12 protein-coding genes and 1 tRNA gene are annotated in these 23,187 nt (G+C 55.3%); 6 read left to right on the forward strand and 7 right to left on the reverse strand.

From position 1 onward, the window contains the following. Positions 1 to 14: 14 nt before the first annotated feature. Both M4951_RS14890 and M4951_RS14895 read left to right on the forward strand, forming a co-directional pair. Positions 15 to 5,360, forward strand: coding sequence for a hypothetical protein (locus tag M4951_RS14890; protein WP_262022443.1), 5,346 nt, complete (start codon positions 15 to 17; stop codon positions 5,358 to 5,360). Positions 5,361 to 6,262: 902 nt separating this feature from the next. Further along, a complete protein-coding gene (locus M4951_RS14895; protein ID WP_262022444.1) occupies positions 6,263 to 6,991 on the forward strand; it encodes a YebC/PmpR family DNA-binding transcriptional regulator in 729 nt (242 codons plus the stop codon). 15 nt (positions 6,992 to 7,006) lie between these two features. Here the strand turns inward: M4951_RS14895 and M4951_RS14900 are convergent, their stop codons facing one another. Further along, complete coding sequence (locus M4951_RS14900; RefSeq protein ID WP_262022445.1) at positions 7,007 to 8,461, reverse strand: DUF1501 domain-containing protein; 1,455 nt, start codon at positions 8,459 to 8,461, stop codon at positions 7,007 to 7,009. A 14-nt stretch (positions 8,462 to 8,475) separates the two neighbouring features. After that, on the reverse strand, positions 8,476 to 11,091 hold the full coding sequence (locus tag M4951_RS14905; protein WP_262022446.1) for a PSD1 and planctomycete cytochrome C domain-containing protein: 2,616 nt from the start codon (positions 11,089 to 11,091) through the stop codon (positions 8,476 to 8,478). A 648-nt stretch (positions 11,092 to 11,739) separates the two neighbouring features. Here M4951_RS14905 and M4951_RS14910 point away from each other — a divergent pair. Together M4951_RS14910 and M4951_RS14915 are read left to right on the forward strand one after the other, a co-directional pair. Next, complete coding sequence (locus M4951_RS14910) at positions 11,740 to 13,359, forward strand: glycoside hydrolase family 88 protein (RefSeq protein WP_262022447.1); 1,620 nt, start codon at positions 11,740 to 11,742, stop codon at positions 13,357 to 13,359. A gap of 345 nt (positions 13,360 to 13,704) precedes the next feature. Next, the gene (locus M4951_RS14915; RefSeq protein WP_262022448.1) at positions 13,705 to 14,067 is read left to right on the forward strand and encodes an STAS/SEC14 domain-containing protein; all 363 of its coding nucleotides are present in this window, start codon (positions 13,705 to 13,707) and stop codon (positions 14,065 to 14,067) included. A 137-nt stretch (positions 14,068 to 14,204) separates the two neighbouring features. Here the strand turns inward: M4951_RS14915 and M4951_RS14920 are convergent. The 5 genes from M4951_RS14920 to M4951_RS14940 form a co-directional block, all read right to left on the reverse strand. Then, positions 14,205 to 14,278, reverse strand: a tRNA-Met gene (locus M4951_RS14920). Between the two features lie 247 nt (positions 14,279 to 14,525). Beyond that, a complete protein-coding gene (locus M4951_RS14925) occupies positions 14,526 to 16,289 on the reverse strand; it encodes a TolC family protein (RefSeq protein ID WP_262022449.1) in 1,764 nt (587 codons plus the stop codon). A 607-nt stretch (positions 16,290 to 16,896) separates the two neighbouring features. After that, entirely contained in the window at positions 16,897 to 18,192 is a 1,296-nt protein-coding gene (locus M4951_RS14930; RefSeq protein ID WP_262022450.1) for an aminopeptidase P family protein, read from the reverse strand. Between the two features lie 335 nt (positions 18,193 to 18,527). Then, positions 18,528 to 19,634 carry a choloylglycine hydrolase family protein gene (locus M4951_RS14935; RefSeq protein WP_262022451.1) on the reverse strand — a complete coding sequence of 369 codons (1,107 nt, stop codon included), beginning with the start codon at positions 19,632 to 19,634 and terminating at the stop codon, positions 18,528 to 18,530. 402 nt (positions 19,635 to 20,036) lie between these two features. Next, positions 20,037 to 21,407, reverse strand: coding sequence for a Gfo/Idh/MocA family protein (locus tag M4951_RS14940; protein WP_262022452.1), 1,371 nt, complete (start codon positions 21,405 to 21,407; stop codon positions 20,037 to 20,039). Positions 21,408 to 21,845: 438 nt separating this feature from the next. On the opposite strand from M4951_RS14940, the gene M4951_RS14945 reads away from it, so the two are divergent. Together M4951_RS14945 and M4951_RS14950 are read left to right on the forward strand one after the other, a co-directional pair. Further along, positions 21,846 to 22,292 (forward strand): type II toxin-antitoxin system RatA family toxin, encoded by a 447-nt coding sequence (locus tag M4951_RS14945; protein ID WP_262022453.1) that lies wholly within the window; start codon positions 21,846 to 21,848, stop codon positions 22,290 to 22,292. A 230-nt stretch (positions 22,293 to 22,522) separates the two neighbouring features. Then, a complete protein-coding gene (locus tag M4951_RS14950) occupies positions 22,523 to 23,116 on the forward strand; it encodes a DUF6940 family protein (RefSeq protein ID WP_262022454.1) in 594 nt (197 codons plus the stop codon). Positions 23,117 to 23,187 lie beyond the last annotated feature (71 nt).

Below are 23,187 nucleotides of genomic sequence, written 5' to 3' on the forward strand. Positions count from 1 at the left end.
AATTATCCGACCACATGGCAGACTTTTCAATTCTTATGTACTTGCTGGACGGCGCCTCACAGCTGATCCAGGAGGGTAGCTGGACGGCGACAACCGGCGTCGTCGGCAGCATGGCGCCGCAATTATTGCAAACCGAGTTCTGGCGCAAGAACCGAGCGAGCATCTTTAATCACAGCATTCTCCGAAACATCAGCCACAATCATCATCTCAGCCGCGGCGTGGTCTGGGCTTGGTGCGTCGCGACGCAAGAGGTTCTTGACCAGGCAAAATCAAACGCAAAAGAGGGAGAGCCGAATCCCTATTTTGACGCCTTTGCTTCACTGCTGTCGAAGCAACTGGACGGCCTGCTCCGAAACGCTCATTCTTATCAGGAAAACGTCATCGACTCGGCGGTCATTCAGCGCGCCAAGCTCGTAATTGACGGCGTAGGCGTCTACTCAGCCCCCAATAAGCCAGACGCGGAAATCAACCATCAGACCGTCATCACCGCGATCAACGAGCAGTTTCCGGTCGTCATCTCGGAACTGACCGGTTGGGAACAGTCCAAAATCCCCCAGGCGTTTTTTGACGCAGCTCGCTTAAACTCACCCATCTCGGATCAAAACCGCAGCTTTGGCGAACTGGTGCTCGCCGCCTATGCCGACATTCTCAAGAACGCCAGCAACTTCGAGATCCGGACCGCCCAGGAACTGGCCGATCGCAACGAGATCAAGCAACTCGTCAAGCGAGTACTCCGCAATCAGGCCACTCCCAGGGAAGCGGATCAACCCATTTTGCAAGAGCAATACGCTTCGCTTTGCCTAGGCGTTCGCCAAGAGCTGAGCGACGGTTGCAGCAAAATGGTGGACGGCGTCAAAACCGAGTTCTGCGCGGAGCTTGACGACCAGACAACCCAACTGCTAGAGCAATTTGCCAAGCTGGACGTCTGCATGGCAGGTTTCCAAGACCGTTTAGATGATATCCATTGGTCGGTTAAGTCGGTCCAAGAAACGGTCAACCAATTAACGAATTCCATTAACCAGCTACATAGTCGGCTGGACCGTGCCGACTTCTTGCTTGACTTGCCGTACCTTGACAAGAGTTACACGCCGGAAACGATTGGGCGCTTTGGTTTCAAGTTCGGCTATGACAACTTTCGCGGCCGCAAGTTATTGATCCGGCAGTTGCGAAAACAACTTTTAGAAAAACAGGCTCCCCAGTCAAACGAACTTCAGCCGTTCGCGTGGTGTGCGCTTTGTGCTCCGGCCGGATCGGGCAAAAGCCGCTTCGCGCGCGAGTTTCTCATTTCCGCCGCAGCCGATGAAGTCTGGCGGACGGCCGGCTTCGCTTACCAAAGCTCCATCAATCAAACCGGCGCACTCGAACTGATCCGACACATCCAGACCCCCACAGTCGTTGTAATCGACTACGCCGGCGACCACCAAGGGGTCCGAGAATTCTTGCAAACGCTCGCCGCGAAAGGGACAACCAACGTCGCCAGCGAGCGTCTCTCCCATCCGGTCCGAGTCTTGCTGCTGGAACGTCGCAAGAATGACCCGGTATTTAACGATCTGCGGTCGGAGGTGCTGGACGCCACCCAAACATCCAAGGAGCCGATCGAATTGCCGCCGCTCGCGGAGATAAACCTGGTCCATATTATTCGGGGACGAGCGGCGGATGCAGGCAAGAATTGGGATGATGACGAGCTTGGGCGTGCTCTGAAGGTCTATGAAGACCACCCAACTCCACTCGGCGCCGCGATTGTCGGCGATCTGATTGGCCAAGGGATCCTGACCAAAGGTACGTTGACGCACGACACGTCGCATGCCCGTTTTCAATTGTATGGCGAACTGATTGAAGATGAGAAAAAGCGCTGGCTGAAACGATGCAATGGTGAAAAGCGAACGGCCTACCGTCACACTTGCTTATCCGCGTTGGCCACATTTGTCCAAGGCTTGCCGTACGAAACGCTGGATACCCTATGCGAGGAAGACCGTAGCGCCGCTCGTTACCTAGGAGAATATGACGAGCGCGATTTTGGAATCGCGCGATACATCTCAGGGCATGAAGACGAAGAGATCGTCAGCGAGGCGGACCAGCAATACTTTCCCTTGCAACCCGATTTGCTGGCCGAACGCTTTCTCCTGGATGCGGCCAATCCGCGCAGCCCTGATCCAACAAGCATCGCTTTCGGAAAATGGCTCCGAAAAACTGCCTGGAAAATCGCCCCCAACCAGGCCGCCGCGGTGGTCTACAAGTGCTTTCAAGACTACCCGCTGCAGACGCTCGGAGCGGGACTCTTGCTGCCTCCGATCGAGTCGGTCCCCTCGGACGTACTTGCCCGCCTGATTCGCAATTTGGCCAGCGACATCGGCTATCTCTGCCAAGACAAACCGGCCCCAGAGACCGAATTAGAAATGGTCGCCAAGATTGCGGCGCTGATCGACGCCAAATTGCTGGGCCGCGTTTGGGACGAAGCGACCAACGCCGACGAGAACACCGCCGTCAAAGGTCGCGAATCCGTGCAACATTTAGGAGCGGCCATTCACCAGATGCTGCAAATCGCCGCCAGAGTCCTCGATCCAAGCCTACCGGAGAAAAACGTTGGTCCAGATGGAAAAGTAAAAAAGATCAGCTCCACTTACAATCGAGCTGGCGGTGGAGACTTTTCGAAAGCGAACGGTGATTTAGAACGCAAGCCCTCCGTGTCTAATCATGGAGCCAGCAACGGCGCATCCGTACGGGATGATCGGGGACGAACGAATGCGGCCATACGTGCGATTAAACTTTTGCCACACCTATACGCCCAATGCATCGCAGTGTCGGGCATGCCCTGCTCGAATGAAGATGAGGCCGCCAAACACAACTACTACAGTACAAATGTTTATGTCAAACAATTTCTAACGGCTCTCGATCTTAACCCTAAAAACACCAAGAAAACTTATGCAGAACGAGCAAGAATAGGAGCGTCTCAAGAAGCCATCCTGGAACATGCGATCCTTGCTGCAATTAATGAGATACGCAGCTCGACCTTCACCATACTTAAAGATCCGACGCTTGATCCTAACACGAAGGCGCTGGCGCTCGCTCAATTCTCTGTCGTTGCAATATCGGGATATCGCGAAGCCACTTGCGAATGGGAGCCACACTATCTAGAGATCGTGAATGCGGTCATTAAAGAGAATCTTCGGCAGGGGATTAGCGACTGGGGCGCTAATGGTTTTTTTCGCACACTTCACTCCATCTCGTACTATGAGATCGAGTATCATTCAACACGAAAGACATTAAAAACAACCTCTAATTTACCTGAGCTCTTATGCCAACACGGTTTTGATTACAAACGATTTTCCTATCTGACTTCTGCTTCGATTTACGGCGCCTGGGCAAGTGTCTTTTACGCGTTTTACAATGCGAGCGTGTCTTCTTGCGATGGATTCGAGAAGACATTCGAGAATGCGCTCTGTCAATGTGAAGGCGCTCTTGAAACCCTGGGAGCAAGGGACTCAATACCGTTGTTTTCAAGAGCGGATCTTAGCATCTACATTTGTCTTGCGGCTCGTCGACACACCCCAGATAAAGCAGATGAAGCATGGGACCGTTTAAGAGCTTGGCATGGAAATCAACTTCGTCCGAAACACGAACAAAAGAGCTATAACTATTCTCCTTTGCTGGGCCTGGCGATCAGCGAAGAATTTGCGGATTCTGACAAAGTAGCGGAAGTAGTGCAACACGCTCTCCACCTCGTCTGGCCCGAGTTAGAAAAAGAACAATGTGCTGCAGAAAAACTTGAGTATTGCATTTCTGCTTGGCTGCCCCTAAGCACAAGCCAGTTGGTTGGTGCGTCCGGTGCGATAGCTGCGACAAACCTACTTATTCAATCGATTCAGCACGCAACGTCCGAAATTGATACGCGCGCTTTATGGAAAAAATCGGAAACAATCGCCAGGCTGGGAATTCAGTTCGCCATGCTGGGCAAGTTTGACGCGTGCGAACGGTTTCTGCAACAACTCTGGTCGCCGGAAAAAACGAGGACTGGCTCGGTTCGTCGAATGGCCTCCTATTTGATGATCTCCATCCTGGCCTTGCGACCTGTCCGCCTGTTAACTTCCAGTTTGATCGAAACGATGAAGCAAATTGTTGCGGACAGTGAACAGATTTGGGAAAGCGCTGAGAACGCCAAGGGGCGATCCCGTGCAATAGCTGCGTTCCTTGCTAACCCCGACATCGAATTTGACCCACCGCGACCGATTAACAGCGGATCATCGTCCGACGACTGCGACTTGCCTGCTTCTAATGTGAAAAAAATGGCTGACTCTTTTGAACAATTTGATGCGGACTACCTTCAGGCTCTCAATCAGAGATGCCTTGAACACTTGAAGGCGAACAACATGGATTTCGCCAGGGCGGAGTTTACGCACATGCTCTGCCTGGCCGCCAGGTCGCCCAACTTGGAAGTTTCACAACGCGTTTTCTCCTCCATCAAGAAATCGGAATTGCATCAAGGAGATCCCTTTGCAGCGTACATTTCTTCTTTGGGAGCGAAGGCCGCTACTTGGGACAGCCCAGAATTGAAACCGTATCAGTTCCAATCGAATCATTCACGAGATTCCTATCTGGCGATTCAGGAGGAGACATTCAACGAACATACCGCCTGGAACCTGGAACCGCTCTATCAAACTCAGTGGCAATCTTTAAATATTGACCACGCCGTCGACGCGATTTTGCGGACCGCATCCGCCTTTCAAGGCGCTCCGATCTTCGAAGACTTGTTGAACACCGGCATCCAGGCCGCACGGACAGCGACGCTTTCCTGCTACGAAAACGTCACGATCGTCGAGTTCCTTTGTAATGCAAAATCGGGCGCCGAGAACCAATCTCCCTTCTCACGCCTATTCCTATTCTCCGAAACCGGCGCGATTGACCTAAAAGGAAAGTCCCCCTGCATTCACCATTTGAATGCAACCAGCGAAGCGAAGCTTCAGTTGGACAGCGTTCCTCAGGTACTCGATTATTTGCGATTCTTCTGCGGAGCGGTCCACGGCCAAGAGGGCCCTTTTCATGTGATTGAAACGAGTGAGGACCTCGAGCGATTGCTGCCGTCGGAGTATGGTCACCTGACGATCGATCTTTGGCCGAAGTGCCGGCCCACGATTGCCGAGCGAGCCGCTGGCGACGCCGACACCGAATCCGCCGAGTCATGGCAAGTAAGCACCAACGTTCAGTATGAACACGCCCTCTTTCATGCAGATTTTCGCATCAATGCAAAGACAGGGATGGTCGAAATGTTGGGGGACAATCCGATTGAAACTCAAATCCCGTTTCGCTACTGCATTTTTACCAACACCGGTAGGCGGCGGCTGACAAACGCGAAAGTAGAGTAAACCTGCAGGCCTGCGTCTGCGACTTTATGCCTTGCAAAAGTCTTAGCATTTTGTCAGCATATACGCACAAACAGTCACTCAATACGCCCCTTCCTACCAAAGCGGACCGTTTCGTTGCTGCGCGAGATGGCGCGGCGGCAAGCTGGCCCCAAGGGAACCTCAATAAAAGAACAGCGGTCCGGTCCAACTGGCAAAACCGTAGACCAGGCCGTGTCTGCCGCAGCGCGAAGCCCCCCAATCAACCCTCCGGCAGATTGGGAAATTGGATGCAAAGCGCCCCTGTGGGACAAATGTCGAAATCTGAATGTCGAATGACCTGTTCACCATGCTCAAAAAACGATCGATCCAGTCCTGTCCCACCGATCCAGTCCGGTCCCATCGATCCAGTCCGGTCCCATCGATCCAGTCCGGTCCCATCGATCCAGTCCGGTCCCATCGATCCAGTCCTGTCCCACCGATCCGGTCCTGTCCCACCGATCCGGTCCTGTCCCACCGATCCAGTCCTGTCCCACCGATCCAGTCCTGTCCCACCGATCCAGTCCTGTCCCACCGATCCAGTCCTGTCCCACCGATCCAGTCCTGTCCCACCGATCCAGTCCTGTCCCACCGATCCAGTCCTGTCCCACCGATCCAGTCCTGTCCCACCGATCCAGTCCTGTCCCACCGATCCAGTCCTGTCCCACCGATCCAGTCCTGTCCCACCGATCCAGTCCTGTCCCACCGATCCAGTCCTGTCCCACCGATCCAGTCCTGTCCCACCTTGTCTTGGGGGCTTCGTCAGGCCTAGGGCCTGACCTACCTTCTGGGGCGGGGTCGTAATTGCTCACAGCGGTGAACTTGTTTATCCTGCTAGTTTGGCTTTTCCATCCACAATCCCCGCAAAGAATCCGTAGATCACGCTCATGGGACGAAGTTTCGAGAATCGGAAGCACTCTATCGCCAAGACGGCGGCTCAGAAGACCAAGCTCTATTCCAAGTATGGGAAAATGATCTATGTCGCCGCTAAAACCGGCGTTCCCGACCCAGAGTTGAACGGGTCGCTGAAGAACATGATGGAAAAGGCCAAACGCGAGCAGGTCCCGGCCCACGTGATCGAGAAAGCGATCGAAAAAGCCAAAGGCGCCGGCGGCGAGGATTATTCGGAATCGCGGTACGAAGGTTATGGGCCCGGCGGATGTTCGGTGATTGTCGACTGTCTGACCGACAATCCCAACCGCACCATCACCGACGTACGAAACTGCTTTACCAAGACCGGGTCGAAGCTGGGAACCGCCGGTTCGGTCGGGCATTTATTTGATCACCTGGCGATCTTCTCCTTCAAAGGCGAGGGGCAGGATCAGATTTTGGAAGCGATGCTCGAAGCGGACGTCAACGTCGAGGACGTCGAAGAGGAGAACGGTCAGCTGACCGTATTCGCCGCCGCCAGCGACTATTTCAAAACCAAGCAAGCGTTGCAAGAAACGTTGCCGGATGTCGATTTCGATATCCAAGAAATCGCCTTCGTCCCCCAAGCGCGCACCGAATTGAGCGGCGACGACGTCAAAATGTTCGACAAGTTCATGGATCTGCTGCACGACTGCGAGGACGTCCAAAACGTCTATCACAACGCCCAGCTGCCGGACCAGGAATAGTTTGAGTTGGGGCGTTTACGCGAGTAGTTCCCGAATGATTTGAGCCGGCTGACCGTCGGTCAACGTTTGCTCGCGCTCACCGCGGCGGAAGCTCATCGTCTGATGATCGAGCCCGAGCAGATGGAGGAGCGTCGCGTGGTAGTCGAAATGATTGACCACGCCCTCGACCGCTTTGTGCCCCCACTCGTCGGTCTTGCCGTGAACGTAACCTGAACGAAAGCCGCCGCCGGCGACCCACATGCTGAATCCATGCGTGTTGTGATCACGGCCCGCCTTCGCGCGGCCGGCGTCGTTTTGCACCACCGGCAGACGTCCCATTTCGCCTCCCCAGTGAACGACCGTCGAATCGAGCAGCCCCCGCTGCCTCAGATCGGCGACCAGCGCCGCCGAAGGTTTATCGACCTTCTGACACGCCGCCGGAAGACGCGAGATGATGCTGCCGTGACTATCCCAAAGTTGATTGGCGGTATAGACCTGCACGAAGCGGACGCCGCGTTCGACCAGCCGGCGCGCAATCAAACAACGACTCCCATACTCGGCGGTCTCCTTTTGATCGATGCCGTACATCTTCTTGGTCGCCTCGGTTTCCTGAGAGAGATCTAGAGCGTCGGTAGCGGCCATTTGCATTTTGGCGGCAAGTTCGTAACTAGCCATCCGCGCCTGGAGATCGGAAACGTCGGAGAACTGCTCCAGATGCTTCGCATTCAATTTCTGCAAAAATTCGATCGCTTGCGTCTGCGTTTTTCCCTTCAGATGCGTCGGCGGCGTCAGGTCGAGAATCCGCGGCTCGGTCGGACGAACGACCGTTCCTTGATAGATCGACGGCAACCAACCGTTCGACCAATTTTCGACCCCCAAGACCGGCAATTGACCGGGATCAATCAACGCGACAAACGCCGGCAGATTGTCAGCCGCGCTCCCCAACGCGTAGGTCAACCAACTGCCGAGCGTCGGTCGGCCGGCGGAGATTCGGCCGCTTTGCAGGGCGCGGATCGACTGGCCGTGATTGTTGACGCCGGTCTTCATCGAGCGAATGAGACAGATGTCGTCGGCCACCTTTTGCGTGTGCGGCAGCAGTTCGGAAAGCTCCATACCGCACTGACCGCTGGGTGTAAACTTCCAGGGGGAAGCAAAGACCTTCGAGCTTGCTTGGGCGGCGTTGTCTTGTTTGAGTTCGCCGGGGAACGCCTGACCATCGTACTTCGCCATTTCGGGCTTCGGATCGAACAGGTCGTGATGGCTTGGCCCTCCCTGCATCCATAACGAAATCATCGCTTTGGCTTGAGGAGGCGCGGGTGGAACCTTCGGCGTGGTGTCAAATACCTGCGGCTCTGTCGCCGGTTTCGACTGTTCGGCCGCCAACGCTTCTTGCTGCTGAAACCAGGCGAAGGCCAGCGAACTGACGCTCATCGCGCTGGTCGCGAGAAAGTGCCGACGACTTCCAACTGCGTGGTCGAGTGGAGAATTCATGCTATTCCTGCTTCCTACTGCACATACAGAAATTCGTTGGAGCTAAGCAGCACCTGACATAAAACCGCCAACGCTTCCTCTTCCGCCGATTTTGCCGGCGGCTTGTCACCCTTCGTTTGATAGGCGGGTTGCGACGCTAGACTCTCGGTCAGTTGGTTGACAAACGACTGGGCGCCGGCGAGCTCCGCCGCTTCCAGCGGACGACAATAGATCAGCCGCCACGCGAGTTCAAGCTGCTGCTGTTGCTCGTCGGACCGCTCTTGAATCAGTCGAGCCGCCGTTTGACGAGAACGGTGGATCAGTTGTTCGCTGTTCAACATCAGCAACGATTGGGTTGCGTTGGTCGAAGGACGACGTTGATCGCAATTAGGGCTCATCGCCGGTTGGTCGAAGGTCTCCATCAAGCTGAGGGGACGGCTGCGGCGAACTTGCACATAGATGCTGCGGCGGAGATCCTCTCCCTGCATGTCAATGACTTTTCCAGGGCGCCCAGCGTTCAGATTTTCCTTGCCTACGACGATCCGCCCCACCTTGTCTGGCATGACCGGAATCGGCGGCCCAAACTGCTTGGGATTCAACTCTCCCGAAATCCTTAACAGACTATCGCGAATCACCTCGGCCTCTAAGCGTCGCAAACGAGCTCCGCCGTACCAATGATTATCGGGGTCAAGCTCTTGCAACGCGGGGTTGTTGCGAACCTGTTGTCGCCAGGCGTTCGATGAGAGAATGAGTCGATGCAAATGTTTCATATCCCAGTCGCTCTCGATAAACTCAGCAGCCAGCCAATCGAGCAGTTTGGGGTGCGTCGGCAGTTCTCCCAAGACGCCAAAATCGTTGGGCGTGGTCACAAGCCCGACCCCAAAGTGATGCATCCAAACTCGATTCACAATCGCGCGAGCCGTCAGCGGGTGCTTGGGATCGGTCAGATATTCGGCCAGGGCCAATCGTCTGCCGGTCGTCGGTAAACTGGAAGAACGAACCGGAATCTCCGCTAAACCGGCTGCTTCGCGGACGACCGTTAAACCGGCAGGCTGCAGCTCTTGCTTCGGTTGGGCGTAGTCGCCACGATAAAAGAGACGCGTCGTCGGCACTTGGCCAGGCACTTCGGTCAGTGCGCGAACGAACTGCTGCTTTGGTTTGGCGGCGCGGATCTTGGCCGCTTCTTCCCCCATTTTTTTCAGCTCGTCGGCCGCTTTTTTGTTGTAGAGATAAAGGGAGCCTGCAGTGACGTTGAGATGGGGATACTTTTGAAAGATCCCCTTTTGTTCCGCCGTCCGCTTGGCGGCTGCGGTCGCATGCGCTGCTCTGGCAAGTTCGTGCGATTCGACAGGGACTTTCTCTAACTGTTCGTCGAATGTCGCTTGAATGAACTCGGCTCGCTTTTCGGCGACAGCGGCGTCAATCAACTTGGCCTCCGACTCGATCTCGGCGGCCGCTTTGCGATCTGCTTCCGTATTCAGAGAAACAAGACGCTGGTTGGGGCGCTTCCATTTTTGCCAGTCGAGCGCCGGCTCAAAGATCGCGCGAAAGCGAAAATAGTCAGCATGCGAAATGGGATCGTACCGATGGTCATGGCACTGAGCGCAAGACAGCGTCATCGCCATTAACGAGGAAGAGACGATGTGCACCGTATCTGCGATCGTGTCGTTTCTCGCCAGATTAACGTCGTCGACGGCGCCGCCGGTTCCGTCAGGCGCCATCCGCAAGAAGCCGGTCGCCGACAGCAGCTCGACATCGTCGGGAGAAAGATCGTTGAGCGGAGTGGTGATCAATTCGTCGCCGGCCAATTGTTCTGCAATGAATCGATCAAACGGCTTGTTGTCGTTAAACGCACGAATCACATAGTCGCGATAGCGCCACGCATGCGGGCGTTCGGCGTCGATATCGCTATACCCTTCGCTATCGGCGTAGCCTGCGACATCCAACCAATGCCGTCCCCATCGCTCTCCGTAATGCGGTGACGCGAGCAGTTTGTCGACCAACTTACTCCAATCCGCTTCGCCGCTGTTTGCTGAAAACTCGGCGACCAACTCTGCTTCTGGAGAAAGCCCATGCAGATCCAATGTCAGTCGTCGGACCAGCTTTTCAGGCGTCGCTCGTGGGCTGAAGCGATGGCCATGCCGCTCCAACTTGGCCAGCAAAAATGCATCGATCGGATTGGCCGCATCCTCGGCATGTTGTACCGCAGGAACCGTCGGCCGTTGAATGGGCTGAAAAGACCAGTGAGCTCGCTCCTCGGCGGTGATCAGGTATTCGTCGCCGAGCGTCATTGGCTCTGGTCGCGCGGTTTTGGCGCCGGCCGAAATCCACTGCTTCACAACAGTCAACTCTTCTTGCGAAAGCTGTTTGCTTTCGTCGGGCGGCATCTCGTGAGACTCGAGCCGCTGGTAGAGCAAACTTTCTGCTGGCTGGCCAGCGACAATCGCAGCGCCAGAGTCGCCTCCTTCAAGCATCCAGCGAACCAGCCGCAAGTCGAGACCACCTTCGGCATGCTCTTCTTCGCCGTGACAATGAAAGCAATGCTTCTTGAAGATCCCGCGGACATCCGATTCGAAATGAAGCTCGGCCTGGGCCGAGCAGGTTCCGCAAAGAACAAACAGCAACGCCGTGGCGATTCCACGAGACATCATAGTCACCTGCGTTTACCCGGGCGGGATATTAGGGGAAGGTGCAAACAGAAAATCGGGAGGAATGGTGGCGAGACCCTCAGTATAGTGCCGAGCGTTGCAAGAGTCACCCCGAAAATGAGCTACACACGCCAAGCATTGGGAGCCTCGCCTCTCTCACGACGTTTCCTTTGCTGAGAGAAACATCAGTAGACCGCCTAACTGGAGAGCGCCACTTTGGCGCAGATCCTCGTGATTCGCAGAGTTTCCTTGCATTCCTGTCAACTGATGCACTCGGCCCTCATGAAAAAAGGTGGCCCAACCAGTTCGCTCAGAACTGGTTAGGTTGCTACAGCAACAAGATGCTGCGCCATCCGCTCCAGATTTTGCCCAAAAAACGAAAACTCTTGATCGGGCTGGAAAGCGATTCCGATACTTCGCGACCGGATGGTGAGTCATCTTGTTGCTAAAGCAACCCAACCAGTCTTGGACAGACTGGGCGGGCCACCCGATCAGCGTCACGTAACGCCTTTGCTATAATCGGTTGATATCGGCTCACAGATCATTTCGTACAGAGGTCGGAAATTGATAGCTCGCTTCGCAATTCTCTGGATGGGATGTTTTCTAGCGTTCGCCCTGCAAGCGACGCAGGCGGAAGAGAAACCTTCGACCATGTCCAAGTCGGAACAGGCGTTTTGGCCCGGAGCGACGCCGTTGATCTTGGGACGCGACGACGACGGAAAGAGCCTGATCGCCTGGACCGATGCCCAGACGCTTGATCCGCTTGCCGCAGGCCCGTTGGTCTTCGTCGTTTTCGACGAACCTGCCAGCGAAGATCCCCATGGCCGGCATGCGCTGCAAATGCACAAGACGCTGCGTCAGAAGTACGGAGCAGACGTGCGCTGCGCTATGATTTATTGCGAGCCAGGCCAGAAATATCCTCCATTAGGATCCGCTTACAACACGCCTGACCAACGAACGGCGGCGACCATTTGGCGCGCGATCGGCTGGTTGGGCCCCGATCTTGTCATCGAATGTACGCCGGAGAATATCGATCAGAATGACGCTTCGATGCTCTGGAAAGCGGTCACGGTTCAGCCGGTGGCGCGCATCGGAACGGTCGAATCCGCGCTGGTCCGACTTTCAGAAACGACGGGCCCCGCCGCAGAGCAGACGCAGCAGAAGGTTACATTCACTTGGGGACAGACTCCCCTTCTCGGCAAGCAAGAATTTTCTCCGTTACGGACAGAACTGCGACAACGCTTGCTGCGCACGCCGGCGAAATGTGCGGAACAACTGGGCGTCGTTTACGGTCATGATTTGAAGAGCGTCATGTATCAGCCGGCGCTGGCCATCATGGCCCGTCTCGACTTGGCGGCGCAGTTGGACGACTCCAACGCGACAGCGGAGATCGAGAAAGTCCTAGAGCCCTGGCTGAAAAAGTCGTCCGCTCCCAAGACCTCGAAACAGAAAGGGGTCAACGGCAGCGTCAATGCTGGCCACTTGGTCTTCGCGGCGTGGGCCGAGCAAACCGGCGATCCTCGCGCGATCGAATTGGTCCGCCGCATCGCCGATCAGGCTTTCGACGCGCAAGGCCAACCGCTTTCGGCGATGCCTGCTCACAATGAGATGAGTGACGCCGTCTTTATGGCTTGCCCAATTCTCACCTCCGCCGGTCGTCTCACCGGCGAAGAAAAATATCTCAACATGGCGCAGCGGCAATTGCGGTTCATGCAGAAACATTGTCTCCGCAGCGATGGTCTCTATCGGCATTCGCCGCTGTGCGAAGCTGCCTGGGGACGTGGCAACGGGTTTCCCATGCTCGGACTAGCTCTCGCGATCACCGATCTCGAAGCGATCGAGAACGACAATTCTCTCGTAGAATCACTCCGGTCTCGCGCCACAGAACTCAAGCAAGAGTTTCTCCGAAATTTGCGACGCCATGCGGAAGCGCTCCTCCCTCATCAAGATCCAACCGGGATGTGGCGCCAAGTGATCGACGAGCCTTCCGCCTATCGCGAAATGACCGCGACCTGCATGATCGGCTTCACGCTGCAGCGCGGGATTGACCGCGGCTGGCTCGACGCCGAACGTTTTCAACCAGCCGTCGATCAAGCCTGGTCCGCCGTATCAAAACGCTGCAGTACGGACGGCGTGCTGTTCGACGTTTGCACCGGAACCGGAAAAATGAAGTCGCTGCAGGATTACTTCGATCGGACAGCGATACTCGACCGCGACGAACGAGGAGGAGCGATGGCGCTGCTGTTCGCCGTTGAGCGGATACGGAACTAAAATCCCCCTTCCTTCCTACTCACTTCGAGCGGCGAAAGCCATGCAGAGGGAAGCCAAGACGGCGGCGGTTATAACGGCGGCTATCTGAACAGGAGCAATAAAGCTGACCATTGTTTTCTCCGATAAAACGTAGCGAAAACGTATGTCAGCATTGTCACCTTACCCCCTAAAACGTCGGTGAAGCGAATCTAAAATCGACTTTATTCAGAAGGACGCGATCTTGATCACTTTCTGGCGACGCAAGCTTCCCGTACCTGCATCGGAAGATTAAAAAGGTGGAAGTCGCTGCTCAAGTGGCCCGGTCGATTCCATTCGCGAAACATTCAGAGTCAAGGAGACCGTCGAATGAACAACTCCCTAGAAGTGATTTCCAGCGGAAAGCTGTTGCACGTCAAAGTGACCGGCAAGTTGACCAAAGAGTCGTACGTCGTATTTACTCCCAAGGTCGATCAACTCGTCCAGGAACATGGCAAGCTGCGGATCTTGTTTGAAATGCACGACTTCCATGGCTGGACCGCCGGCGCTCTGTGGGATGACATCAAGTTTGACATGAAGCATTGGAAAGATATCGAACGCCTGGCGATCGTCGGCGAATCGAAATGGGAGCAGGGAATGGCGATTTTCTGTAAGCCGTTTACGATGGCCAAGGTCCAATATTTCGATCACACGGAACTTGACAAAGCGAAGAGCTGGGTCGAAGCGGATTAAATCCGCTTAGCGGAAATCGCGAGATATTATCGAGAGCGAGGCCCCAGGAACACTTTGGGTTCACACCACGAAAAAAACCGGACGAAATGCAATTCGCCCGGTTTGATGTAAGTCCTAGCTGAGAAACAGCTTAGAAGTAGCGGCGGAGGGATTCGAACCCCCGACACGCGGATTATGATTCCGCTGCTCTAACCGACTGAGCTACGCCGCCAGAAGATGGTTAAATCTAAGCATCACCTTTACATAGGTCAAGGAGGGCTAACGCGACAGGAAGGTTCTCTCTGATTTTTTTGAGCGGATCGATCAATACGGTCCTCGTTGGTCCCCTACGGCCGTTTTGGTCTTCCGAAAACGGTGAGTCCGTCAGACTGCATGTCGATCGCCCAGGCGTTCGCCAAGCGACGCCGAATACGACATCCCCCCTCGGCTGTGGGAATACCAGGAACGTTCCGATCGCATCAGGGCCTTAAGGGGTTTCCCAATTCAAACGGCGTCGCGATCGGCTCGATCGCTGCTGGAATCCGCGTGCCCCGGTCCGATTCTCCGAGTGGAAGCGTCAGGGCTGTTTGCGTCACGGGTTGCTGCAAACGAACGTTGTGCGGCCCAGGCTGCTCGATTGCATCCAAGGAAGTTGGCGTCAGCATCGCTCCGCCGACCGGAGCCGGGGGGATCGGCGGCGCCGGCAGATTTTCGTCGCTGGACATCGGCGGCTCGATTGCGTCTACAGGAACCGGCGGCGTCACCACTTCGCCCAGATCAATCTGCGGCGGCAGACAGAAGAGTTCGGTAAATTCCATGCCGGAAGTCGTCACCAAAAAGCCGCCGCCGAGGGCCTGATAAGCGCTGACGATCGCAGAAAGTTGCTGCTGCTTGGTTTCGATCAAATCGGTTCTTGCTTCCAGCAGGTCACGCTGCGAGAACAACACGTCGACGTATTCGGCTCGTGCTCCCTGGAACAGGTTCGTCGCGACGCTGACCGATTCTTCGAGCGCTCTCACTTGTTGCTGCTTCAGCGCGACGCTATCGCGATAGTTCTCAACTTTGGTCATGCTGTTCACGACCTGGGTGAACGCGTTGAGGATCGTACGTTGGTAGTTGTAGACTGCTTGCAACTGTCTAGCGTTCGCGTTCATGTAGTCGGCTTGAATCGCCTTCTTGTTGATAAGCGGCGCGACCAGATCGCCGGCGGCATTGGCGATGAACGCGCCTGGATCAAACAGATATCTTGGATTGAAGGCCTCGAAGCCAACGCCGGCGGTGATCGCGACCCGCGGATAAAAGTTCGCCCGAGCGACCATAATATCGAGTCCAGAAGCGGCCACTTCGCGTTCGGCGGCGATGATGTCGCGTCGATTTCGCAGCAGTTGCGCCGGCACGCCGACTTGCAACATGCTCGAGTCGAGACTGATAAAGTCCCATGCCTGGCGGTCGACCGGCTGAGGATAACGACCGACGAGAAAGTTGATCTTGTTCTCGACCTCGATAATGTCCTGCTTGACGATCAACAACTGACTTTCGTTCTTGCGAACTTCGGCCAGAAAACGCTGGACGCCCAACTCGGTGCCGCGGGCGGCATCTTTTTGCGCCTTGGCGACTTCCAAACTTTGCTGTTGAAGTTGGATGGTTTGATTGAGGAAGACAAGTCGCTTGTCGAGAGCCGCCAGCTCGTAGTAGCTCTTGGCGGTCTCTGCGACCAGTTGCGTGACAAAGTAATTTCGCGCCTCGATCGCTTCGATATAGCGTTGCATCGCCGAATCCCGGGCATTCCGCAGTTTTCGCCAAATATCGAGTTCCCAAAACAGGTCGGCCGAGATTCTGGTGTTCGTCAGAGGATCCGGAAACTTCCCACCAACAGGATAGGTGAGTTGCTCTTCCGCCGCGCCCAGCGGAGTGAACTTACTCGTTCTTTCCATGCCGCCTGACAGGCCGGCGGTAATGAACGGAAGATAGGCGCCGCGGCGAGCGAGGATCTCGTTGTTGGCGATCTGAATCTCTTGATTCCGGATCTTCAACTCTTGGTTGTTGACCAATCCCACGGTCAGCAGTTCGGCCAGCGTTGGATCATCAAAAAACTCAACGATGCCCATGTGAGCGGAGTTTTCGGCGTCGGTTCGCCCGTTGAAGTCTGGCGGCAAAATTGGACCCTGATCAGCACGGCGCAGACAGGGGATGGAGCAACCAGACAAAATCAGCAGCGTGATGAAAGCTACTAAATTTGTCATCACGTGCTGCCTGGGCATCGCCGCTAGAAAGCACATGGAGTTGTTCTGTCGCATCATGGAACACCCTGCCATTGTCGCAAATCTGCTGAATAGGAAGAACTTGGAGTTCGTCACGCTGGAACTGGAGAGGAATAGTGCCCCTCAACCCGGCGAAATTTCTGGAAAATTCATTTTCCCCCTCTCCAACGGCCAAATTGCTATTGACCGCAAAGGTAGAGGCGTAGAAACAGCCGGCAAAATTCTTATCGGCAGAAGATTGGACACAGACCAGAGAATCCCTACCTTGACCAACTTGCCTGGGCGAATCAGCCTTCGGTTCGCCTTCATTGAGCCGCGAAACCCTAGGAAATAGCCTATATCCGCTCGATATTGGTCTACATTAAAAGGCGTTAAGACTCCGCCTTATTGGGGATCTCTGGCGACTCTGACAAGGAGGTTTTGTCGCCTCTTTCGGCCGGCTTGATCACCAGAGAGCAACTTCGACAGAACTTCGTCAGCGCTACCAAGACAGCGGGCGGAATAGGCCCGTGCCGATAAGTGGGAAAGGAGAACTTCTCATCGACCCCGATAGCTTTGCTATCGGGGTCGGACTGACGTAATACCGCAATTATTTCGCGGACGCCGCCATCCGCGTTTCGATCTCTTCTGCTTCGACGGGGATATCCGCCATCAGATCGATTGGGCCAGATTCCGTGATCAGAATATCGTTTTCTAGCCGGACGGCGAACCCTTCTGCAGGGATGTAGATCCCTGGTTCGACCGTCAGCACCCAACCGGGGGCGAACGGAACGTTGGCTGGCGCCACATCATGCACGTCAAGCCCGATCGGATGCCCCAGGCCGTGCATGAAGTATTTTTTGCAGGCAGGCGCTTCTCGCGTATGCTTGGCCACCTCTTCTTTGGTCAGCAGGCCGAGCTTGACGAGTTCTTCGTTCATCATCAACTGCGACTCGTGTTGCCAGTCGCGATGCATCTTGCCGACGACGGCGCCTTCGATCGAGGCCCGCATGATTCGCAATACGGCGTCGTAGACATCGCGTTGACGCGACGTAAAGCGACCGTTGACCGGTATCGTGCGCGTCAGATCCGAATTGTAGTTAGCGTAGTTGGACGCTACGTCCAACAGCAACATATCCCCATCGTTACAGACCTGATCGTTTTGCATGTAGTGCAAGCCGCAGGCGTTCTTGCCCGAGGCGATGATCGGCGAATAGGCGAACGCTCCCCGATTGCGAATGAACTCGTGCCAAAGCTCCGCTTCCACTTCGTGTTCGGTAACGCCGGGCTTCACAAACTTCAATAGCCGTTCAAAGCCCCCTTTGGTGATGCTGCAGGCACGACGAATCAAATCAACCTCAGCCTCTGATTTCACCGCTCGCAATTGATGCAACAGCGGCGCCAAACGGCGATAGGTATGCAGTGGAAATTGGCGCTGGCAATCTTCCACAAACCGATCGTCGCGCGTTTGGACGACGGCGGCGGCTCGGCGATGTTCATTTTGATTGAGAAAGACTTGCTCGGCGCTCAACATGCAGTTGCGCAAAATTCCGGGAAACTCGCTCAGCCATTTGATGGTCGTGACGCCGGAAGCCTGGGTCGCTTCCTCCTTCGACAGTTTGTGCCCTTCCCAGATTTCCAAGATTTCGATCGGCTCGCGGACGAACAAGATCTCACGCTGGGTTGGCTCTGGGGAATCGGGAAACAGCAGCAGAATGGATTCTTCTTGCTCAACGCCTGACAGATAGAATAAATCGGTATTGGGGAAATTCTTGAACGATCCGTCGGCGTTCGTCGGCAATACGTCGTTCGCATGGACGATCGCCAGCGAATTGCCAGGTAGAAGTTGTTTCAGGTTGGCTCGATTTTCTACAAACAGGCCCGAGTCGATAGGTTGATGACGCATCCAAAGTTTCCCTGAAAGTGAAGCCGAAGCTGATGATTGGATTCCGCCGAACTGCTACGTTCAGCAGCCGTAGAAAACCGCCGCACATGCGCTTTGTAAGCAATCACAGCCGAAACCAACGGTCCAGCCGCCAAAAGAGCATTTTCGCCGACAAACAGACAACTGCCAGACTACCGTCCTGACTCGTCCGGTCAAAGAGTAGGAACGTAGAGAGCGACTTAATCGCCGCGCCAAAGCAAGCAGAGCATTCCACTAATTCCATTCAAAAATAGAGGGGGGACGGTAGAACCGTCGCCCCCTGAATTGCTGTAAGTTTTCCAACGTGTCGTTCGTCTCTAGTGGAAGTCGGTCGAGACGTCGGTGATCGGCTGCGGGCCATTCATTTCGATGACTTGCAACTTCCCATTTGCGGCGTCGAGCGCTGCACGCACATCGATGCTGCGAATCGACTGGTCATCGTACGTGCGGAACATCCAGCGGATGTTTTTCAGGTCAGAGACCGTCGTCCAAAGCGTATAGTCTTCACTCACTTTTTTCTCTTCGTGATCGCGGACCGAACCGACCGGGATATCGAACACGTTCATCAGGTGAAAAACCTGCTTGACCGTTTCCTCGGCGGTCTTCAACTGATTGGCCGCTTGCGAATAAGCGACGGCGCGAACGAACCGCGATGGCGGAGTCGAATCGCCGGGCAGTCCTCGCATGCCGGAGCCTTGTCCAAAGCCGGCGAGATCGATATCGTCCAACTTGACCGTCGGCACATTTGACACGGTTAAATTGATGTAGTTGCGCAGGTTGGTCAGGTGCCAGTCAAAGGTGGGCGAGTTGGTGATCACGCCCAGCGGGTTGTCATAGATGCGGAGCCCGCCGTCGACCGGCTCGATAACGACGCTAGCGCCGGTGCTGTCATGCACCACAAAATGGGCGGCGAAACTGTCTCCTCCCAGTTGTTCAATCGGCCGTGGGACAAGCACGACGTGGTTGTAGCGTTGCTTGACTTCTGCGATCGACGCACAGTTGGCCAAGAGCCACATGCCGTAATCTTCCGGCGCCAAAGCGCGATCTTGGTTATCAGGGCCCGGCTGAGCGTAACCGGCGTAGCCAGGAAAGTAGAACGAGCCGACATAGAGCCCCTTCTCATTGACACCATCGACAATCATTTCCATCCCTAGCACGTTGGCGCCGACAAAGCCATATTTCGCATCGTACGAAAGACCCTGCGTCGGGTCGACGAGCGTGTTAGACAAACGGTGACCGGCCGGAACGACGAGCGCTTTGGATTGGAGATCGAAACCAAACTCCATCGTTCTTCCGACCACAGCGCCCCCATCGGCCGAGACAAGCCGCAAACCGGTGCAAGCCAGCGATGGCTGGGCGATCAGAGCCGTCAACAGCGCCGCAACCAAACCGACGCGCGTGATAGAACTACTGGAAGTATTCATTTCTGCCTGTACCTGACGCCTTTGCGTCGTGCTAAGTGAGAACGCGCGGCAAAGCCGCGCTGCTGACCAATCGTCACCCAATGCGAGAAGACGACTACCGACAATAATTGCCCAAAAGCTTAGGTCACGAACAAGATGCTGCGAGAAGAGGAGACGTTTCGGCGAGATACCGCAACGGAGCGAGCAGTCGCTGTGCAAGATCTACGCAAAAGAAATTCGGTTGCACCGATTATGCCGAAAATTCGGCGCGTGGTTACAGAAATAGCCTACCGCCGTTCTCTTGCTGATGCGTTTTGAAATTGCACATTTTTCGAACCGAGCGAACATTCGCCCATCAAAAAAGCCGCTGGTGAAATCACCAGCGGCTTCTTGATGGAACCAATTTGTCCGAGCAAGTGCGGACTACATATTGATCTCAAATCCTTTGCGATTTTCTCGCGCGAGGAACGTGTTGGCCTGGTCGTCGCCCACGATTTCTCGTTTGGTCGGGTCCCAGTTCAGTTCTCGTCCCAGACGCATGGAGATATTCGAGAGATGGCAGATCTCCAGCATGCGATTGTGCGACCAAACGTCGGAGATTGGTTGCTTGCGCGACTCCATCGCTTCGATCAAGTTGGCGGTGTGGTTCGAGCTCACTTTACCGCCGTACACTTCTTCGATCGCGTCTTCCGGCAATGGGTTTTCCTTTAGCGCTTCGACCGGCGCTCCAGTAATTTTGCCGCGATTGACGAAGAAGCGACCGTCAGTCCCCTCGAAGAGAATTCCGTTGTCCCCTTCGCTGGTGATGAACAACTCGACGTCGTTCGGCATGTCGACCTGAATGCGGAACTGCGTCGCAACATTGTAGCGATCGTGGACCAGCGGATAGCCATCCTTGTACTCGACCGGCAAGCTGTACGAAACCGGCGAAACTTTGCTCGGTCCGTTGTTTTCTTCGCCCAAAGCCCAACATGCGATGTCGACATGATGAGCGCCCCAGTCGGTCAATTTACCGCCGGCATATTCGTGCCATTCACGGAACGAATAATGGCAGTTGCTATACAACGGCACGCCGCCGCCGTAACCCTTGCGCATCTCGGGCAAGGCGCGATAATCGACCTTGGGGGCCGGGCCCAGCCAGAAATCCCAATCCAACTCGGCCGGAACCGATGCGACCGGAATCTCGGGAGAACCAGAGGTTCCGTTGATGCCGCACGTGATCTTTTTGACCTTCCCAATGCGACCGGCGCGAATCAGCGCGATCGCCTTCAAGAAGTTCTGATTGCTTTCGGTGCGCTGCATCGTGCCAACCTGGAAGACGCGACCGGTCTTTTTGACCATCTTCTCGATCAGCTTTCCTTCGTCGATGGTCAACGTCAGCGGCTTTTCGCAATAGACGTCTTTGCCGGCGAGCATCGCTTCGACCGCGATCTTCGTGTGCCAGTGATCCGGGGTTGCGATCATGACCGCGTCAATGTCATCGCGATCGAGAATCTTGCGATAGTCTTTGTAAGCGTCCGGCGCTTTCCCTTGTCTCTCTTTCACGCGATTGACGTTCGTACCAAGCACGTTGGAATCGACGTCGGCCAGCGCGACAAAATCCGCCAGACCTAACGACTTGCTGGTGATTCCCCACCCTTGATTGCGCAGACCAATGGTCGCAAACACTGGACGTTCGTTCGGGGAATCGGCGCCGAACACTTGCGCGCTAGGCGACAGCAAAACGCCGGCGGCGCCAGCGGCGGCCATACCTTCGAGAAACTGTCGGCGTGATGTTTGACCGGATTTAGACATGGAGTGAGGTTCCTTTGGTGTGAAACGATGGGAAGTGACGGATGATGGAAGCGATCGCCTGAATGCAGCAAGCTTGGGGGCCATCCGGTCACGGTATCTATCGTAGTCGATTTCAAAAGTTTTACCGAATTCGCGGGCAACTTGCACGTGTCTGGATCTAGAAAACCCGGGAAGCTGGGGCGAGAATCCTGCCTTTGTAGCCAGAATTCGTTCGTTTTGAGACTCTGACTCGCTTTCATCCAGAAAATTCGCTCTTCTTGTGTTTCTTTTCTCTCCTGATGTCAGGAAAATAGGCGCACCCTCTCCGCCGATCGGCCCCATTACAAGATCTGAGGAAAATCCAAAGGCGAGACGCTCGCTTCGCACAAAGATGGAGCGGCGGCACGTGGGTGCGGCACGAAATAACCATGCGGCCATTTGAATAACCAGGAAAGTCCGATGAACTTTCAATGCAGCATTTTGGTTCGTGGCTCGCCGGCAGATTGGTTTGATCGGACGCAAGATTACGATCGCCGCTTGGATTGGGACCCGTTTCTCAAATCGGCCGAACTACTGGATGGGACGACCTCCCCTGATGTTGGCGTGCGAGCATGGTGCGTCGCCCACAATGGAATAGGAATGGAGACCGAGTATGTTTCGTTTCAGCGCCCCCGGACTTGCGCGGTGAAAATGACGCGCGGCCCCTGGTTCATTCGTCAGTTCGCAGGCTCCTGGCGTTTTGAAGAGTTGGAATCGGAGCAAACGAGGATCCGCTTTATCTACTCGTTGACGGCCAACCCGCGCTGGTTCCATTGGTTTATGACGCCGATCGTCGGCTGGTATTTTGCTCGCGAGATGCAACAGCGATTGGTCGCGCTGGCGAATACGTACGTCGATTCTTCGTGAAAGATAGGGACGCGATCCAGTCGTGAAATTTCGATTTTTCTCCGCTGCTCTTCTAACAACAGAAAATAATCGGTCTCCAACGCATTCTTGCGTTCGCGGCGTTTTGTCCGCCGATTCTGGGAATTTTCGAGAAACTTGCTGCGAAATCGCGCCGCCGATCGATATCATGAGGGAGCGTCCTCGATCGCCGCAGGAAGTCGGTTTCTCCTTTGACGGAAGGAAACTTTCCCATGCGTTGGAATGCCGAAACGGAAGACCTGCCGGGCCTTCGTGGTCGACGATATTTCGTTCACCGCGACTCGCAGCCGCTCAGTTACGCCGATGCGATCAAAGCATGGCGCAGCGATGCCGAGTTTTCGGACTGGCTCTGCGACGAACTTGCGGAAGCTCCCTTCTCGGCGTTTCGTTGGGAAACTCCTCCGATCGATCATGTGACGACCGATCGCCCTTGGGAATTCGTCCTGCTCAACAGTCCCAATCTTGCGCGCCCTTCCGAGCCGCATCTCTTTGCAGAACATTTTGAAAAGTCGGATGAGCCAATCACCACATTCGCTAATCTAGGGCGAAATGCGCTGTTGGTCGCGCCTACGCCGATGGCCGACGAATCGGCGTACGGGCACTTGGCCGCCTTCGTTCGGCAAGCGCCGCAACAACAACGGTTGGCCCTCTGGCAAGAAGTGGGCGAAGCGATGACCCGACGTCTGGGAGATCGCCCTGTCTGGCTCAGCACCGCCGGCGCCGGCGTCTCTTGGCTGCATGTGCGACTGGATGATCATCCGAAGTACTACGGCTATCAGCCGTATCGCAAATGGGACGCGATCTAAATCGCTCGTGTTGCTTCGCCATTCTCATTCGCAAAGAACGCCTCCACTACGATAGAATCAGGCTAGTCCAT

The organism is Blastopirellula sp. J2-11 (genome assembly GCF_024584705.1).
In the GTDB taxonomy this organism is placed as follows: Bacteria; Planctomycetota; Planctomycetia; order Pirellulales; family Pirellulaceae; genus Blastopirellula.